The sequence below is a fragment of the Micromonospora sp. NPDC005220 genome, from assembly GCF_040607895.1.
Classification (GTDB): Bacteria; Actinomycetota; Actinomycetes; order Mycobacteriales; family Micromonosporaceae; genus Micromonospora.
In genome coordinates, this window is record NZ_JBEXHP010000001.1 from 116,557 (window position 1) to 133,470 (window position 16,914).

The window sequence follows — 16,914 nt, forward strand, 5'->3', positions numbered from 1 at the left end:
GGTCAACCGAGGAACAACTGTCGGCGGGCCGCAGAGGCTTCGAACGCCTCCAGTCGGCGCTGGGTGTCGGCCGGCGCGGCATCGCAGATCGCCTGCAACAGCACCATGGCCAGGGTCATCGGGGCGGTGTGCAGGTCGAAGACGAGCTGCGCGCCGACCGCCGCGGCGAGCACCACGTCGGCGTGCTCGGTGGCCGGGCTGACCGGCGAGTCGGTGATCGCCACCACTGTCAACCCGGCGTGGCGGGCGTCCCGCAACGCGTCCAGGGTCTCCCGGGGGTAGCGGGGCAGCACGAAGGCGAGCACGGCGGACGCCCCGGCCTCGGCGGCCTGCTCCAGGCGGTCGGTGAGCAGGCTGCCGCCGTCGTCGAGGACCCGCACGTCCGGGTGCACCTTGGCCGCGAAGTAGGCGAAGTACGCGGCCAGCGGCGCGGCGGCGCGCAGACCGAGCACCGGCAGTGGCCGACTCCCGGCGAGCAACCGCCCGGTCTCCGCGATCCGGTCCCGGTCGGCGAGCTGACCGGCCAGTCGGTCCAGGTTGCCCATCTCCGCGCGTACCGCCTGCTGGAGTTCGTTGCCGGCGTCCGTCGATCCGCCCGGAGCCGAGCCGGTGAGGTCCCGCAGCCGGCGGCGCAGCGCCGGGTAGCCATCGTGGCCGAGCGCGACGGCGAACCGGGTGACCGACGGTTGACTGACCCCGGCCAGTTCGGCGACCTCGGCGGCGGACAGGTAGGCCACGGTGGGGGCGTGCTGCACCAGACAGTGCGCGATCCGGCGCTGAGTGGGGGTGAGCCGCACCCCTTGGAAGAGGTCGAGCACCCGGTCAGCGGGTGCCTCGACAACTCCTTCATTCATGGGCTGACTCTATGCATGAGAACTTTCACTGGCAAGCGGCCTCAGCCGCCACCGGCCCGCCCCGGCCGGGGCGGGCCGGGTTGGCCGACGGTCGGTACTATCCGCACGGCGGTTCAACGGAGGAGTGCGCATGCAGCCGGAAGGCCCCTACAGGTACACCCACGCGCTCGGCGGGTCTCCAGTGGGGAAGGCGTGGGCCGCGATCGACGAGCAGGGCCGATTCGTCACCGTGGCGGTGCTCGACGCCACCGTGGCCGCCACCGCCGGCTGGCGGGAGGCGTTCGCCGGGGCCGCCGACCTGCTGGCCAAGTCGGCTGACGCGATGCCCTACACGTACGCCGATTTTTCCGCCGCCGCGCCCTGGGTGGCCTACTCGGCCGAGGCGGGCCCCGGTGCCGAGAAGCTGTTCCGGGCCCTTGGCGTCGAGTACACCCCCGCCCCGACGGCGGCCCCACCCACGTCCGCGCCGCCTTCCGTCTCCGCCCCGCCTGCGGTGTCCGCCCCGCCGGTGTCAGGCGTGCCGCAGCCCGTCTCCGGGGGGCCGCAGGCCCCGTGGGCGGTGCAGACCGGCCCGGTCCCCGGCCAGTTGGTCTCCGCGGTCCCGCACCCGATCTCCGGCGTGCCCACCTCGCCGACCGCGGTGACCTCGGCACCGCCGGCGGCACACGTCTCCCCGGTGAGCGGGCCGAGCGCCGACGCGTTCGCCGCACCGGTGCGCCGGATCACCCCGTCCACGCCGCCACCCCGGCGCACCGGGCTCTGGATCGGCATCGCCGCGCTGGTCCTGGTGGTGCTTGTGGGCGGTGGCGGTCTGGCGATCTGGAAGGGCTCAGCTGACGAACCTGCCGACGTGGTCAACAGCGCGACCGCCGAGCCGCCCTCGATGCCCGCCGCGCCGCCACAGTCACCGGGGGTGGAGCCGCCGCAGGGCGGCAAGTGGCCGGCCCAGTGGCCGACGTTCACCGAGCGGGACAACGTGCGGACGCTGACCAGCCTCGAAGGGCTGGGCTTCCCGGTCAAGGTTCCGATGGACTGGAACTGCACGCTGGCGGGCAAGGCTGAGGGGTTCGTCAAGTACAACTGCGGCCGGTCGGCATCGGGAGAGTCGACAATGGGCGGTGAGCTGATCGTCCGAGCCTGCCCACAGCCGTGCGACGAGCGCCGCCAGACCGCCATGCGGATGGCCGAGGAGGCGTGGGGCGCGCGGTGGATTCGCACCGGGCAGGCCACCACCCTGGCCGAGGCGCTCATCAACACCGATGGCGAGCAGCGGCACGCCTTGGCCGTCGTCGCCTACTACCGGGGAGGCCAGGATGGCGTCATCGATCGACAGTTCGTGCTGCGGCTGACCGGTCCGATGCAGGAGGCCAATCAACTGCGTCGGATCGCGACCTATCTGCGCGCCGTCCTCGTCTACTGAACCATGCACGGATGTGCGTGCGGTCGGCACGCACATCCGCGCCATTGGCGTTCAGCGTCCGGCGTCTGCGATCCACGCCGTCATCCGAGCCGCGAACTGCTGCTCCGAGAACCCGTTGGCGTGTGACCGGACGCGGTCCTGCGACAGCTCGGGCAGCCGGTGGACCAGCGGCACGAAGCTTCCCGGGTCCTGGGAGTCGATGAGGAAACCGGTCTCCCCGTCGACGACGGTCTCCAGTAGGCCGCCGCGGCGCAGACCCACCACCGGGGTCCCGCAGGCCTGGGCCTCGACCGGGATGATGCCGAAGTCCTCGTGGACCGGGAAGAGCAGAGCCCGAGCACCCCAGTAGAGCTGGCGCAGGCGCTCCTTCGAAGGCCGCACCTCAAACGTCACCGGCACGCGGACCCGTTCGGCGGCCCGTCGCAGCGCGGTCTCCTCCGGACCGGAGCCGGCGATCACCACCGGCAGCCCGGCCGCCTCGGCGATCTGAATGATCAGGTCGAAGTTCTTGTACGGGATCCATCGTCCAACCCCGAGCAGGTACTCACGCGGCTGATTCTGGTCGGCGGCGGGCGCGGCCGCGAAGTAGTCGACGTCGACCGGAGGGTTGATGACGACCGCGTCCCGCTTCCAGTAACGGGCGATGCGGGCCCGCACCTCCTCCGAGTTCGCGGCGTAACCGTTCACATGGCGGCTGAGCCGGACATCAGCGGTTTGCAGCATGCGCCGCGGCACGGTCAGCATCGGGTTGGAGCCCCGCCCGTCGAAGTTCGGACTCCAGATGTACCGCGCGGGGGAGTGCACGTAGCTGAGGTACCGGGTCTCCTCCGACGAACCGAGCCGCACGGTGTGGGCGAACGCGTGGCTCGACGAGATCACCAGGTCGAACCGCTCCTGGCTGAGGGTCCGCCACACCAGGGGCATCAACGGCAGCGCCCCGGCCTTCGTCTTGCGCAGCGGGGTCCGCGCCATCCACGACTCCCGCAGGTTGGGCTCGACGGCGTCGTGGTCCTTCCAGAGCACGAAGCGCTCCGCCTCCGGCAGCAGGCTGCTGATCTGCCGGAAGACGTTCTCCGAGCCGCCGGTGGCCCCGAACCATTCGTGCACGAGCGCGACTCGGGCGCTCTTGAGGTCGTCGAGGGGGCGTGGCGCGCGGGCCTGGGGGATGGCGGAAAGGTTGTCTACCACTGATTGCTCCTCATGCCACGGGGCTTCCGGCGTCCGGCCGAACCGAACCGCCGTATGGATCACTGTTCGCCATCCGGCGTTCGATGGAGGTCTCACTGCCGCTCGCCGATCTCACGCTGATCTCCGCGAAGCCCTTCCTCAGCTGTCGGCGCAGCACCTTAGCGAGTGGCCGCTCCACAAACCGGTTCGTCAGATACGCGAGCAGAAGCACCCCGGCCACGAAACCGGCGACCAGCAGCCACGGCGACACTGAGTCGTGGAACTTGACGACGACGATCCGACTGAACTGCATGTGCAGCAGGTACACCGGGTAGGTGAGCGCCCCGATGACGGTCAGAGAACGCCACTTGAACCAGGAGAACCAGCCCAACGCCACCGCCACCATCAGCGCGAGGAAGAGGAACATCACCGGCAGCGCGACCTCGAACGACACGACGGGCCTGTCCGCGTTCTGTCCGTCCACCCGTCGTCCGAGCGTGATCAGACCCACCACCATCGACGTGCCGAGGATTCCCCAGGTCACCATGTTCGGGCCGAAACGGTAGATCAGGTATAGCGCGATGCCGGCGATGAAGTACGGGGCGAAGCCCGCCTCGAAGAACTGGATCAGCGTCTTGACCTGGGAGTACTCCGCGTACAGGGCGGCGGTCATCCATAGTACGCAGAAAAGCACGACCCGCTTGTAGGTCAGCCCGAACCAGACGACGACGGCAAAGAGAAGGTAGAACTTCAGCTCGACGAACAGGGTCCAGTAGACCGAGTCGATGTTGGGTATGCCGAGGAAGGTCTGCAGCATCGACGCGTTGATCAGGACGTGTGATGGTTGCGGCGGACCGGTCTCGAGCGGCCAGAGCGTGAGGGCTGCCGAGGTTGCCAGCACTGCGAAGACGTACGCGGGCATGAGGCGGGTTACCCGCGAGACGGCGAAGTCGGCGACAGACCTGCCCCAGCAGCTCATGCATATGACGAACCCGCTGATGACGAAGAAGAACTCAACGCCCATCCAGCCGTATCGGAACACGGTGACGACCGGCTCACCGAAGATCTCGGCCACATCCCTGCCCCAGGCTCCGCGGTTGTCGTTGTCGACGAACACGTGGAAGCCGAGTACCGCGAGGGCCGCGCAGAAGCGCAACAGATCCAGGATGTAGAGGCGGTCGCCGCTCGGGCGGCGCCGTGGTCCAGAGTCCGTCTCCCGGAGAACTGCAGCGGGCGGCGGGGCCGGATGGTCCGGCGTGCCGTCCATCCCGGTCACCAGACCGGTGTGCACAGTCATGGGTTCCTCACTTGATCGCCACCAAGTCGTCCTGCGGGGTCTCGTCGGCACCGCGACCGAGCTTCTTCAGGACAAACGACAGGAACGTACGCCGAAGCTGAGGTACGGCCGCCACGTAGCCGACCCAGATCAACAGGATCGCCAAGCATGATGCGATGAGCCGCAGCATTCCGGAGCCGGCCAGGAGGTGCCCAGCGGTCGCGGCGGCAGCCGCGCCCGGCAGCACAACGGCGAGCAAACGCATGCTGAAGCCCAGTACCGACAGCAACCGAGCGGAAATCAGGAACATCAACAGGCCGCTGAGCGAGGAAGCCGCGCCGATCGTGAAAGCTCCCCAATGCTTGTAGAGCAGCAGGTTGAAGGCGATGGGAATACCGAAGGAGATCGCCATCACGATGGCGACCTTGAAGTTGGCACCCCGGGCGTTCAACACCTTGACGAAGGTGTAGCCGAGCACGTGCGCCCAGATTCCGAGCGCGAAACCCAGCAGCAGCACCGACGAGACGTCCACCGCGCGGGTGTCGAACTCGCCCCGGGCGTACAGGAGAGTGACGATTCCCCGGCTGTTCAAGGAGAGGATCAGGGCCAGAGGGATAGCCACCAGGATCACCGGTGGGATCAGGCGGCGAAGTCCGCCGCCCACCTCATGGGTCTTCATGCGGGCGAACGAAGCCAGGCCAGCCAGCCCCAGCGGCGCGGCGAGCAGCGCCATGACCGAGTCGACCACGAAACGTGCGTACTCGGTGGCCGCCACCACCTCCACACCGAGAAGCGAGCCGACGGCCCGCTCGACGCCGATCGAGCCCTGGAGGATCACGGGGATCAGCAGCAGTGGCCGCAGCCGTCGCCAGAACATCCGGAGGGCCAGCTTGGTGGTGGCCCGGTCCGGGCGGTGCGGGGCCGATCCGTCCCCCTCGCGCAGGTAGCCCTGGCGTCGGAGCCAGTAAGTGCCCACGCACCACAGCACGATGTACGGAAGGGTGAAACCCCAGGCCAGCACGGACACGTGCCCGGTCATCCAGGCGATCACCGTGGCGAGGATCAGGCCGATGCTCTGGCACGAAGGGCGCAGGTTGATCAGTCGGACGTCGTCGTTCGCAAGGCCGACCAGGGTGTACAGGTTGTACAGGACGTAGAACGGCACGCCCAGCGCGGCGATGCCGAGCATGGTCGCGGCGATCTCCGCCGTGTGTGGATCGAGCCCCGGCCCGAGGAGCCCCACCCACAGGTCCCGACCGAAGATGAGCGCCACGGCCAGGACCACGGAGAACACTGCCAACAACAGGTGCACCGCGCGGTACAGCACGTGCGCCATCGAGGGCCGCTCCTGGCGGTACTGCACGTACAGCGGCAGGAACCCCGCGGAGAGCGCGTCGGCGGTGAAGAAGTTGATGGGGATCAACGTCGCCGTCAGGGCGATGCGGTTGGCCGCCACCACCCGCCCCGCCCCGAAGAGCGCAGCCAGCAGAACCTCGCGGAGCAGTCCGAGGATCTTGCCGGCGATGCCGCCGAGAACCAGCCGGAAGAAGACCTTGCCCATCTCAGGCCTGGCGCTGTGTGATCAGCTGCGCGAAATCGGCCAGGTAGTCCCGTGCGCAATGGTCGAGAAGGAAGGTGGGAGGCAGCAGATTGACGCGCGGCCCCCGCTCCGCCGCCACCTTCTGCACCACGTCGGCGAGCGCATCGGAGTCAGGAGTGTCGACCTCGTGCAACACCCGGCTCAGAGCCTCCGATCGGATCGACCCAGCGGTGACGACGCACGGCAGGCCGGACGCCAACGCCTCCAGAACCGCCATCGGAAGCCCTTCCAGACGTGCCGTGGTGAGCAGCGACACGTCTGCGGCGGAGTAGTAGTCGCGCACGGCGTCGGCGTCGACCCGGCCGGTGAACTGGACCATCTCCTCCAATTGGAGCTTGCGGACCAAGCCCCGCAGCCGCCCTTCGTCGGGACCGTCACCGACGACCACGAAACGGAAGCGGCCGCCGAGGCCACGGTCCCGGAGGACCGCCGCCGCCTGGAGGGCCCGATCGACCCGCTTCTGCACGTGCAGGCGGCCGACGCACCCGACCACCACGGTCTCCTCGTCGATGCCCAGCCCGCGCCGGACCCGGTCCCGGGCAGCGCCGTCGAACGCGTGGTCCTGGGCTCGGACGCCGTTGGGAATCAGGCGCACCTTGTCCGGCGACGCCGCCCAGTTCTGAGGTGCGGCGGTCAGCGACTCGACAACGTTTTCGCCGACCGCGACGAGGCGGTCGAAGTCGCGGTAGCGGGCCAGGTCGCGGACCAGGCCAAAGGCGTTCTTGGGCGTGCCGGCCAGGGAACGCGCGGTGGGTGCTCGCAGCTTCGACCCGAGCTCCATGGCGGACGTGCCGTGCACCTGGAGCACGAACGGCGTATGGGGGTGCTTGGCTCGCTCCCGGACCGCCGAGTAGGAGCCGGCGCTGACCGAGAAGACCACGCTCGGCGGGGTGCTGGTCGCGAGCCATTGTGCTCGGGACTCCTCCCACCAGGCGTGGGAGTAACGCCCGGGCCGGGTGCCCGCCAACGGCGTCACCTCGACACCATCCTCGGTGAACGTGCCGGTCCGGCCCGGGATCGCCGTGGTGACGATCTGGACCCGCGGGACGTGCAGTGCCCACTCGGCGGCCAGCCGCCAGGCGAGCGTCTCCATTCCGCCCGTGTGGTGATGAGGCGTCGACCGGGAATGGATGAGAATTGACTCGATCACAGTAGGTCCCTATACAACGACTCGAGTTTGGCGGTCTGCCGGCTCAGGTTGAACTGGTCTTCGACGGTCTGCCGGCCGGCCTTCCCGAAACGGTCACAGAGGTTCTGATCGCGGAGTAGTTCGATCAGCCGGTCCGCGAGCGCGGCGACGTCACGTTCGGGCACCAGAAAGCCGTTCACGCCGTCCGCCACCGCTTCGGGAATACCACCGTGGCGGGTTCCGACCACCGGCTTACCGGAGGCGGCCGCCTCCAGAAGCACCATCCCCAGCCCTTCCTGGTCGCCGTCCTGGGCCGTCACGCTCGGCAGGCACAGCAGCGTCGACTGGCTCAGCCAGCGCAGGGTGTCACTGTGCTTCTGCGCGCCCAGGAAACGCACCCCCGCCTCGACCCCGAGTTCCCGGGCGAGTGAAGTGAGTGAGTCGCGCAGCGGGCCTTCGCCGATGAGCACCAGCTCGCTGCCGGGGATCGCCCTGCGTACCTCGGCGAATGCTCGCAGCAGGTACTGCGTCCCCTTCTTCTCAACCAGCCGGGCGACGTGCAGGATCCGGGGTGCGTCGACAGGCCCCGCGGGCTGGATGGCCTCGACGTCCACCCCGATGGGGAGGACGTGGCATCGCTCGGCCGGGTAACCCCATTCCACGGCGCGCCGTCGGATGTGTTCGGACACGCAGATGAACACGGTGCCTTCGGCGAAGAGAGAGTGCCGCCAGGTGACGTAGTTCAACCATGAGGGCTTCTTCGAGGCCAGCATCTTCGCCCGACTGACCGTCACGTCAAAGCCGTGCAGGGTGGTGACCAGCGGGACCTTCAGCGCCTTGGCGGTGGGAACCGCGTACACGCCCTCGACGCCGAAGTGAGCGTGCAGCAGCGCGGTGTCACGCTTCGCGAGGGCGCCGACCAACGCCTCCGAGCGGCGGGTCAGCGTGTACGACAGAACAGCGGGCCTGCCGAACTCGGCGACGCTAACCGACTCGGTCCCCGGCCTGGTCGGGACCGGATCGCGGCCCACGAACAGCGGCCGGAAGCTGCGCATCGCCAGAGCCTGGTTCGGGATGAACGTCTCCGACGGCAGGAACTGTTGATGTCGCAGGATCCCGACGGTGGGCAGTTGCATGGTCGTTCGACTCCTCGCGGTCACCCACGATGAGGTAGGCGACCAGCAGCGAAAGAATAGGAATGAGATGGATGTCGCCGAAGATCTCGGTGTTGTCGCCTAGACCATGGATCAGCGTCCAGGCGATCGCGGCGGTGGTCCAGAGCGCGAAGGTCCGATAGCGCCCGTCGCCGGTCCGTGCGGCCCGAACCGCGAGCCGTAGTGCGAGCGCGAAGAACACGGCGCTCAGCACCAGCCCAGCCAGGCCGGTCGCGGCCCACGCCGCCAAGAGGACGTTGTGCGGCGGGAAACTGCGATAGATGTCGTGCTCCCGCGCGTACGCCCCGAAGCCGGCGTCCCAGCCGCCGTAACCGAGACCGAGTAGCGGATCCCGCAGGAACGCCTCGGCGCCGAACCCCCAGATGGCCGTCCGGTCGCCGAAGGACTTGGCGAGCGCCTGGGTGAAGCTGAGATCGGCCGCGACCAGCACGACCACGACGCCGCCGAGCAGAGCCACGCCGGCGAGCCCGAGCGCCAGTTGGCGGTGCGCCCGCCTCAGCCGACGGCGGTGGCTGCCGTGCCGGAGCGCGCCGGACTCGGCCGCCCGTCGGGCCCGGATGAGCCGCCGGGCGGCGAAAACGGACGCGGGCAGGGCGACCGCGAGGAGCGTGGCGGATTTGGAGCCGGTGACAGGCACCGTCGCCAGCGCGACAAATCCCACCACCCGCGTCCAGCGATTGCCGGTGACCGCCGCGACGGCGAAAGCGGCGGCCGCGTTCACACCGAGAAACAACCCGGCGACGTTCGCGTTGACGAACACCCCGCCGGATTTTGCCTCGTCGAAGACGTTGTTCGGGCTTCCCGTGAAGAGGGCGGCGACCGTGTTCTGCCCGCTGACGATTCCGGCGATCGACCGTAGGAACGCGTCCTCCACGTCGGGCAGGATCCGGAAGACGAGGACGAGCACCGCCTCGGCCACGATCCAAGGCCAGTACCAGCGTTCAATCCGGCGGAGCAGTCCCGGGTCCTGGCGGACGGCCTGGAGCATCAGCGTCAGCGTGACGATGAACTGACCAAGCAGGGCGATCAGTGGCAGGCCGGCTCGCGGGTCCGGCGACCAGGCCAGCGCGAGCAGGCGTACCACGAGCAGGGCGATCAGGACGCGGAACAGGCCGAGGCGGAGCAGCTCGACACCCAAGCCGCGCCGAGCCGCCAACAGCACCCCCGGCACCAGCAGAATGGTGACCACCGTCGACGCCGCGACGTCGGTGCTGCCTTCGGGCAACAGGTAGAACTGCGGCACGGCGAGGAAGAGCACCAGGCAGACCGCAGCCGATGGGGCCGATCCGATCGCGATCGCCCAGGCCGCGGCCGGACGGACCCTAGCCACGGGGCCTTCCAGCGTCGCCCGCCGGCCGCGTCACCACCTCGTCGGCACGCCGAGGCATCCGGTCCGCGATCTCGCGTAGGAGGCCGCCTCGGGAGCTCCAACCGAAGTCGCTGGCATACCGGATGCGAGCCGCGAGTACGTCGTCCGCAACAGGCCGGATCCGGGCCAGCACCTCGTCAACGAAGGCAGTGGTCGAGGGCGCGGCGGTGATGTGTTCGGTCGCCTGCGCCGCCTGTACGACATCCGGAATGGGCGTGCTGATCACGCTCAACCCAGAAGAGAGGTATTCATAACATTTGAGAGGACTGACACCTGCGGTGTAGTCGTTCAGCGAGTACGGGATCAAGCCCACGGTGCACGTGCCCGCTGCGGCGGCGAGTTGGTCGAGGGAAAGCATTCCCAGGTATCGCGCACCGAGCCGTTCGAGCTCAGCCAGCTCGCGGTCGAACCCGCCACCACCGGCCGCGATCGGGCCGGCGAGGAGAAGCTCGCCGTGCCCCTGGAGCGCGGTGGCCAGCGTACGCAGCAACTCGAAGTCCAGCTTGTGCGGCGTGAGGTTCCCCGCGAACAACGCGGCGGGACGCCGTTGAGACGCCGGCTGGCTGGCGGCGGAGAACACGTCGATCTCGGCGACGTTCGGCAGAGTGAGAACCTCGGTGAAACCGACGTCGGCCAGGTGGGCGGTGACGGCTCCGCTGGTGCCGATCGTCAGGTCGGCCCGGTTCGCGAGCTTCTGCTCGCCAGCGGAGACGGCCGAGCCGTCGATGCCGGGGAACGCCTGGAAGATGTCGACGCAGTGGTACAGGATGTAGTCCGCGTACTGCTCAAGGTCGTACGTGACGGGCGTGAAGGTCCAGAGGATCCGCGGGCCCGGGCTGCGCCGCCACTCGGCCACCGCCCGCTCCAACAGCAGGCGATTGGGCAGTCGTGTCGGCGCCTGGTGAATCGGCACGATGAGCGGCGAGATGACGTTGACCCGGTCAGGAATGGGACGGTAGGTAGCCGTCTTCTCGTGCCCGACAACCGAGTGCCGCAGTCGCTTGGCGATGCGGGTGACGTCCTTCGCGTCGAGCCGTACCCGCCGCAGACCCAGGGACTCCACGAAGTGGATGTCGTAGGCGCGGGCCAGTTCCCGTACGACGTAGTGCTGGTTCGTGGCGATCGGAGAGTTCCACTCGGCCGTGCCGAGGACCAGGATCGTCGGTGCTGCCGACCCGGCGCCGGAGAGAGATTCCGGGGGCGAAGGTGGTGTCGTCACGTGTCTCTTCCGGCTTCGTCCGGCCACATGATTGCGCTGCGGCCGCAGGTCTGCAGACCGCGCGGCAGCGGTGGTGCGTGCATCAAGGGACGCACCCCCGTTACCTCCGGTCCCCGTTCGGCTTGGCGCGCTCCACCAGCCCGACGTGGCTGTGCCGGACGCACCCGCAGACGGGCAGCACCGAGGGCTGCCCGTCAAGCCCGGGTTAATAGACCTCAACGCCGGCCCTCCTGTCAATGGTGGCCCGAACGTCCCGGTCGGGAGGGCACACCCCAGGCAGCAGAAGTCCGCACTGTATGTATGGTTTTCGGCCCGATTGGCGATCCAGCTGACGCCGATGAAATGGCTCTTCGGTCAGTTTGTGGCACCGAGCAACCGGTTCCGGCCCGTCTGCGGGGAATGCCGACACTCCCTTACTGTGGACGCATGACCGACGACATCGTCCTTCTGCTTCGGCGGGCCGGGTTCGGGCCTACCGCGGCGGAGGTAGGTGCCGCACGCCAACTCGGCTACGCATCGACATTGTCCGGTCTGGTGGCCCCGGCCGGCCCGGATGTCGGCGCGACCAGCGCGCCGGTGCCCAATCTGGGGCCCGACCCGTTCGCACTCCTGCCCCGCGCCACCGAAGCCCAGCAGGTTGTGGGTAGCCGGCGTCGCACAGAGCAGACCGTCGCGCTGGCCCGTTGGTGGCTCGACCGGATGACCGTGGCCGACCATCAGGCGATCGAGAAGCTCATATTCTTCTGGCACGGCCACTGGGCGACCTCGGTGGCGAAGGTGCGCAGCCCCCAGCTCATGTTCGGGCAGCTGCGCGCGTTTCGCGAGGCGCGTGACTTCGCCGACCTGGCGCACCGAATGGTGCTCGACCGGGCGCTGGTCTACTGGCTGGACGGGCAGCACAACAAGAAGGCCGCACCGAACGAGAACCTCGCCCGCGAGCTGTTCGAGCTGTTCATGCTCGGCGTCGGGCAGTACACCGAACGGGACATCAAGGAGGCCGGTCGCGCGTTGGCGGGCTGGCGGGTCATCCTTGACCGCGAGACGCTGGTCTCCGAACCGAAGCACCGCGACACCGGCCGCAAGACGATCCTCGTTGCCACCGCGAACTTCGACGCCAATGGTCTGGTCGACCTTCTGCTCCAGCACCCGACATGCAAGAGGTTCATCGCCTCCCGACTGTGGTTCCGGTACGCCTCCACCACCCAGCCGATCCCGGAACGCACCCGGGAGGCGATGGCCGCGGGGTTCCCGGCGCCGATGGCGATGCTGAGGGTGCTTTTTGGCGATGAGGCATTTCAGGCGACGCGCGGGACGATGGTCCAACAGCCCGTCGAGTGGCTCGTCGGCGCCATGCGGCACCTCGGGCTGCGGCCGGCGGCGATGCCGGACCAGGTGTTCAGCCGGATCTACTGGGCCATGGAAGCGCTGGGTCAGCGTCCGTTCGCCCCGCCCAGCGTCGGCGGGTGGCCGGCGGGTGCCGCCTGGCTGACCTCTGCCGCCGCCCAGGTGCGGCTGACGATCGCCGGTATCCTCGTCGACCTGGCACGGCCCGGTCCCCTGACACCGGAAACCGTCGCGCACCTGCTCTGCGTCGACCGCTGGACCGACCGGACCTACGCCGTGCTGCGCGACGCCCGCAACGACCGACTGAAGCTGACGCTCGGGCTGGTCAGCCCCGAGTACCTGGTGACGTGACCAGAGTGGGTGGGTAGGCATGGACGCGTTGACTCGACGGCGGTTCCTCATCTCCTCCGGGGTGGTCGGCGGCGGCGCGTTGGCGGCCGGTGCCGGCGTGCTGGGCTTCCACGAACTGCTCAAGACCGCCGAGAAGACCAAAGCCGGCGACGTCGAGGATGGGCTACCAACGCTCGTCCTGGTCACCCTTTACGGCGGTAACGACGGGCTCAACACCGTCGTCCCGTACACGGACGCGGCCTACCACAGCGCCCGGCCGGAACTGGCGTACGCGCCGGCGCGGGTGCTGCCGCTGGACCAGAGACTGGGTCTCAATCCGATGCTGCGGGGAATGAAACGACTGTGGGATGCCAAACAGTTGGGCATCGTGCTCGGCGTCGGCTACCCCAAGCCGGACCGCAGCCACTTCAAGTCGATGGATATCTGGCAGACCGCGTCCCCCGGCACTCCCGCGCCCACCGGCTGGGTCGGGCGGTGGCTCGACGGGATCAGCGCCGCCACCGAGACGGCCGTCAGCTTCGAACCGGCCCTACCGCCGATGCTGGTGGGCAAGTCTCGCATCGGCGTCTGCGTGAGCTATCGGGGGCTCACCCTGCCGCCGGGCGTCTCACCCGATGTGGTCTCGGCTCTCGGCCAGGCCGAGCCGGGTGAGTCGGAGATGCAGGCGCGGGCCGCAGCGTCCTACGCGGACCTCATCACTATGAATCGTGTGGTGATGAGGTCCGCGGGCAGCGGCTCCGCCGAGCAGGGCCACAGCGGCGGCGAAGAGGTCCCCGCCACCGGTACGGGCGGCGACAACGCGCTCGCCGCCCAGTTGGCGCTCGTCGCCCGGTGTGTCGAGTCCCAGGTCCCGACCCGGGTCTATTCGGTAAGTCTGGGCGGGTTCGACACCCACGCTGGCGAGCGGGTGTGGCAGGAGGCGCTGCTGCGGCACCTGGATGACGCGCTGAGCGCCTTCGTGGACCGAATGGGCCGTAGCACGGCCGGCCGACGGGTCACCGTCGTCGTCTACAGCGAGTTCGGCCGGCGGGTCCGGGCGAACGCCTCCGACGGCACCGACCACGGCACAGCCGGGCCGGTGTTCGTCCTTGGCCATGGAGTTGCGGGTGGGTTTTATGGTGAGCAGCCCAGCCTGACCGACCTGGACGACGGCGACCTCAAGGCGACGACGGACTTCCGCGACGTCTTCGGCACCGTCCTCGCCCACGTGTTGGCCGGGGACCCGGATCGCTACCTGGGTGGCTACCGGGCCCAGCTATTGCCTCTGCTCAGTTCCCGGTGACGCTGGCCGTCACCGACCGCCGCCTCGGAAGACCTCGGCGACCGTGCGGAGCACGACCTTGACGTCCAGCCACAGCGACCAGTTCTCGATGTAGTAGTTGTCGAACCGTGCCCGGTCGGAGATGGGCGTGTCACCGCGCAGACCACTGACCTGGGCAAGCCCGGTCAATCCCACCGGGACCCGGTGCCGCATCGCGTAGTTCGGGTATTCGGCGGAGAACTTCTCCACGAAGTACGGCCGCTCTGGTCGCGGCCCGACCACGCTCATGTCACCGCGCAGAATGTTCCAGAGCTGGGGAAGCTCGTCCAGGGACGTGCGGCGCATGAACCGACCGATCGGGCCGACCCGTCGGTCGTTCGCGATAGACCAGTTCGTCTGCGACTCGGTCTCGTCGACCGGGCGCATCGACCGGAACTTGACGACGTTGAACGGCTTCCCGAACCGACCAATCCGCTCCTGGTAGAAGAAGATCCCGGGACCCCCGTCAATGAACGTCGCGAGCGCGCACAGCAGCAGCACCGGGCTCAGCAGGAACAGGGCCAGGCCAGCGAAGAACACGTCGGAAGCCCGCTTGATCGCCCAACGCGGACCGGAGAGCGAGATGTCACCGACCTTGACGATGGGAATCGCCCCGATGTGGTCCGGGTACCCACCCTGCGAGCGGGACCCCCACAGGCGCGGCACCTCCCACAGGTCGCAGCGCGAGCTGCCGGGCCGCAGGAGAGTGTCCATCAGTTCCGACTCCGGGCAGTCCGGGTCGGCGATGACCAGGACTTCCACCTTCAACACCCGGACCAGCTTCTCCAGCTCGTTGAGGCTGCCCAGGAGCGGAAGCACAGCGGAATCCTGCTGTGCCGTCACGTCGACGCAGCCCACGAAACGCAGGCCGTACTGCGGGTAGCGGCGCAGCAACCGGGCCAGCTCCAGGGCGATCGGGCCGCTGCCGATGATGATGGCGTTGTGCTCCACCCAACGACGCTTGCGCACCAGGATGGTGAGCGCCCGGCTGAGCGCCCGGCCAACGATCACCAGACCGGCCGAGATGGCGACGCCACGCATGAAACCGCCGACGTACTCCACCGAGGAGTGACGTTCCGCGGCGATGATGGCCACCACCGCGGCGGAGGCCAACAGGCGCCCGACGATGCTCGGCAGCTCGTCCAGGATGCTCACGTGCCGGCGGGCCTGGTAGAGCCCGCCGGCCGCGAAGATGGCCATGGTGAGCCCCGCGTTGACGAGGGTGCCACGCCAGTAGTCCTGCGAGATCACCAGCGGGAAGAGCAGCGCGACGATGTCGATCGGCACCGTCATCATCCAGGCCCGCAGCAACCGCGTCCGGGACGAGGTCCGGGACCCTGCGTACGGCAGGACCGCGGTGGTGTCCAGACCGGGGCGGGGTACCGGTACGTTCTTGGAAACCGTCACCGGCTTGGAAACCGTCACCGGCTCTGCCGTGCGCTCGACCGGATCGGGCTCATGGGACCACTGCGCGGGTTTATCCGATCGGCTTGTCGTTGAATGACCTGGCATGGTCAACCTTTCCCCCGTTAGTCCTTCGGAACTAGACACCTCAAGCCGAAGGGCGAGGGAAGGATACGACCAGGTCAGGCCCGCCGGTATAGACGAAGGGTCGATTTCCGCTGGCTACTTTACTGCGGACGCAATCTCGTCCACCGAGTCGCGGCGGACCGCGTCGAAGACTCGCTCGGCCTTCGGTTTGTCGACGAGAACGACGCTCTCGGTGCCGATCCGACCGGTGCCCGTGGTGGGGCAGGTGAAGAAGCCGAGCTGCCCGCTGCGCATATGCCGCAGCTGCATTGCCAGGTCAACCAGGGACATCGACTGGTCGACGGCGACAGCGTCGGCGGTGGCCCGAATGAACGAGTTCAACTTGGTCGGGCTGGCGAGCGTGCCGCCGGAAACGGCCTTGTCCAGGATCGCCTTGATGACCTGCTGCTGATGCTTGATCCGGGTGAAGTCGCCTTCGGCGAACGCGTACCGCTCGCGGGCGTAGTCCAGCGCGGTTGCCCCGTCCATGACCTGCGGGCCCGCAACGAACTCCCGCCGGCCGTCCGGGTTCAACGAGTGCTTCGACGTGAAGGGCTTGTCCACGGTGATGTCGATACCACCGAGCGCGTCCACGATCTCCTTGAAGCCCGCGAAGTCCACCATCGCCACGTGGTCGATGCGGACGCCGGTGAACTTCTCCAGGGTCTGCACCATGAGCGGAACGCCACCCCAGGCGAACGCGGCGTTGATTTTGGCGTCCCGACCGCCGCGTCCCTGCGGCGATTCCGGCACGCTAACCCAGCTGTCCCGAGGAATCGAGATGAGCTGAGCGCTCTGCCGGTCCTTCGGAAGGTGGGCCAGGATGATGGTGTCGGTCCGGGAGCCGGAGCTGTTCTCCGGGTCACGGGAGTCACTGCCGAGGATCATGATGTTCATGGCACCCTCAGCGACGACCTGGGGCCGAGACTCCTCCGGCACACCGTCGAACGCGTCAACCCGGTCGATCCCGGAATTGATCGACCGGAAGTAGAGCCCGCCTGCGATCAGACCGCCACCGCCGAGCAACGCCACCACCAGAAAGGTGATCAGGGCGACCTTTTGCCACCGAGGGCGGCGACGCCGCGGTGTGGGCGCCTCAGTCGGCTCAGGTGGCGACTGCGCGTCAATGAACTGGGTCTGGGGTTCCGCGTACTCCTGGCGATACTGCATGCCGCGATGC

General features: G+C 68.5%; 13 protein-coding genes. 3 read left to right on the plus strand and 10 right to left on the minus strand.

Annotated elements, in window-relative coordinates; genetic code table 11:
- Nucleotides 1–2 precede the first annotated feature (2 nt).
- Nucleotides 3–854, minus strand: coding sequence for a MurR/RpiR family transcriptional regulator (locus ABZU52_RS00535; RefSeq protein WP_354968967.1), 852 nt, complete (start codon nt 852–854; stop codon nt 3–5).
- Nucleotides 855–984: 130 nt separating this feature from the next.
- On the opposite strand from ABZU52_RS00535, the gene ABZU52_RS00540 reads away from it, so the two are divergent.
- Nucleotides 985–2,274, plus strand: a complete 1,290-nt coding sequence (locus tag ABZU52_RS00540) for a hypothetical protein (protein ID WP_354968968.1) — start codon at nt 985–987, stop codon at nt 2,272–2,274.
- Between the two features lie 51 nt (nt 2,275–2,325).
- Here the strand turns inward: ABZU52_RS00540 and ABZU52_RS00545 are convergent, their stop codons facing one another.
- From ABZU52_RS00545 to ABZU52_RS00575, 7 genes are read right to left on the minus strand one after another with little or no spacing between them, the layout of a single operon-like run.
- Nucleotides 2,326–3,462, minus strand: a complete 1,137-nt coding sequence (locus ABZU52_RS00545) for a glycosyltransferase (protein WP_354968969.1) — start codon at nt 3,460–3,462, stop codon at nt 2,326–2,328.
- A gap of 10 nt (nt 3,463–3,472) precedes the next feature.
- Nucleotides 3,473–4,738 carry an acyltransferase gene (locus tag ABZU52_RS00550; protein WP_354968970.1) on the minus strand — a complete coding sequence of 422 codons (1,266 nt, stop codon included), beginning with the start codon at nt 4,736–4,738 and terminating at the stop codon, nt 3,473–3,475.
- Between the two features lie 7 nt (nt 4,739–4,745).
- Nucleotides 4,746–6,278 carry a lipid II flippase MurJ gene (locus ABZU52_RS00555; RefSeq protein ID WP_354968971.1) on the minus strand — a complete coding sequence of 511 codons (1,533 nt, stop codon included), beginning with the start codon at nt 6,276–6,278 and terminating at the stop codon, nt 4,746–4,748.
- A 1-nt stretch (nt 6,279) separates the two neighbouring features.
- Entirely contained in the window at nt 6,280–7,410 is a 1,131-nt protein-coding gene (locus ABZU52_RS00560; RefSeq protein ID WP_354968972.1) for a glycosyltransferase family 4 protein, read from the minus strand.
- A 53-nt stretch (nt 7,411–7,463) separates the two neighbouring features.
- A complete protein-coding gene (locus tag ABZU52_RS00565) occupies nt 7,464–8,501 on the minus strand; it encodes a glycosyltransferase (RefSeq protein ID WP_354968973.1) in 1,038 nt (345 codons plus the stop codon).
- Entirely contained in the window at nt 8,431–9,951 is a 1,521-nt protein-coding gene (locus tag ABZU52_RS00570; RefSeq protein WP_354968974.1) for an O-antigen ligase family protein, read from the minus strand. The genes ABZU52_RS00565 and ABZU52_RS00570 overlap by 71 nt, the downstream gene beginning before the upstream one ends.
- A complete protein-coding gene (locus tag ABZU52_RS00575; RefSeq protein WP_354968975.1) occupies nt 9,944–11,209 on the minus strand; it encodes a glycosyl transferase family 1 in 1,266 nt (421 codons plus the stop codon). The genes ABZU52_RS00570 and ABZU52_RS00575 overlap by 8 nt, the downstream gene beginning before the upstream one ends.
- A 426-nt stretch (nt 11,210–11,635) precedes the next feature.
- Here ABZU52_RS00575 and ABZU52_RS00580 point away from each other — a divergent pair, with 426 nt between their 5' ends.
- Both ABZU52_RS00580 and ABZU52_RS00585 read left to right on the plus strand, forming a co-directional pair.
- Complete coding sequence (locus ABZU52_RS00580; RefSeq protein ID WP_354968976.1) at nt 11,636–12,904, plus strand: DUF1800 family protein; 1,269 nt, start codon at nt 11,636–11,638, stop codon at nt 12,902–12,904.
- A gap of 19 nt (nt 12,905–12,923) precedes the next feature.
- Complete coding sequence (locus tag ABZU52_RS00585; protein WP_354968977.1) at nt 12,924–14,186, plus strand: DUF1501 domain-containing protein; 1,263 nt, start codon at nt 12,924–12,926, stop codon at nt 14,184–14,186.
- Nucleotides 14,187–14,195: 9 nt separating this feature from the next.
- On the opposite strand, the gene ABZU52_RS00590 is transcribed toward ABZU52_RS00585, so the two are convergent.
- Both ABZU52_RS00590 and ABZU52_RS00595 read right to left on the minus strand, forming a co-directional pair.
- Nucleotides 14,196–15,629 (minus strand): sugar transferase, encoded by a 1,434-nt coding sequence (locus tag ABZU52_RS00590; RefSeq protein ID WP_354968978.1) that lies wholly within the window; start codon nt 15,627–15,629, stop codon nt 14,196–14,198.
- Between the two features lie 201 nt (nt 15,630–15,830).
- On the minus strand, nt 15,831–16,904 hold the full coding sequence (locus tag ABZU52_RS00595; protein WP_354968979.1) for an LCP family protein: 1,074 nt from the start codon (nt 16,902–16,904) through the stop codon (nt 15,831–15,833).
- Nucleotides 16,905–16,914: the final 10 nt, after the last annotated feature.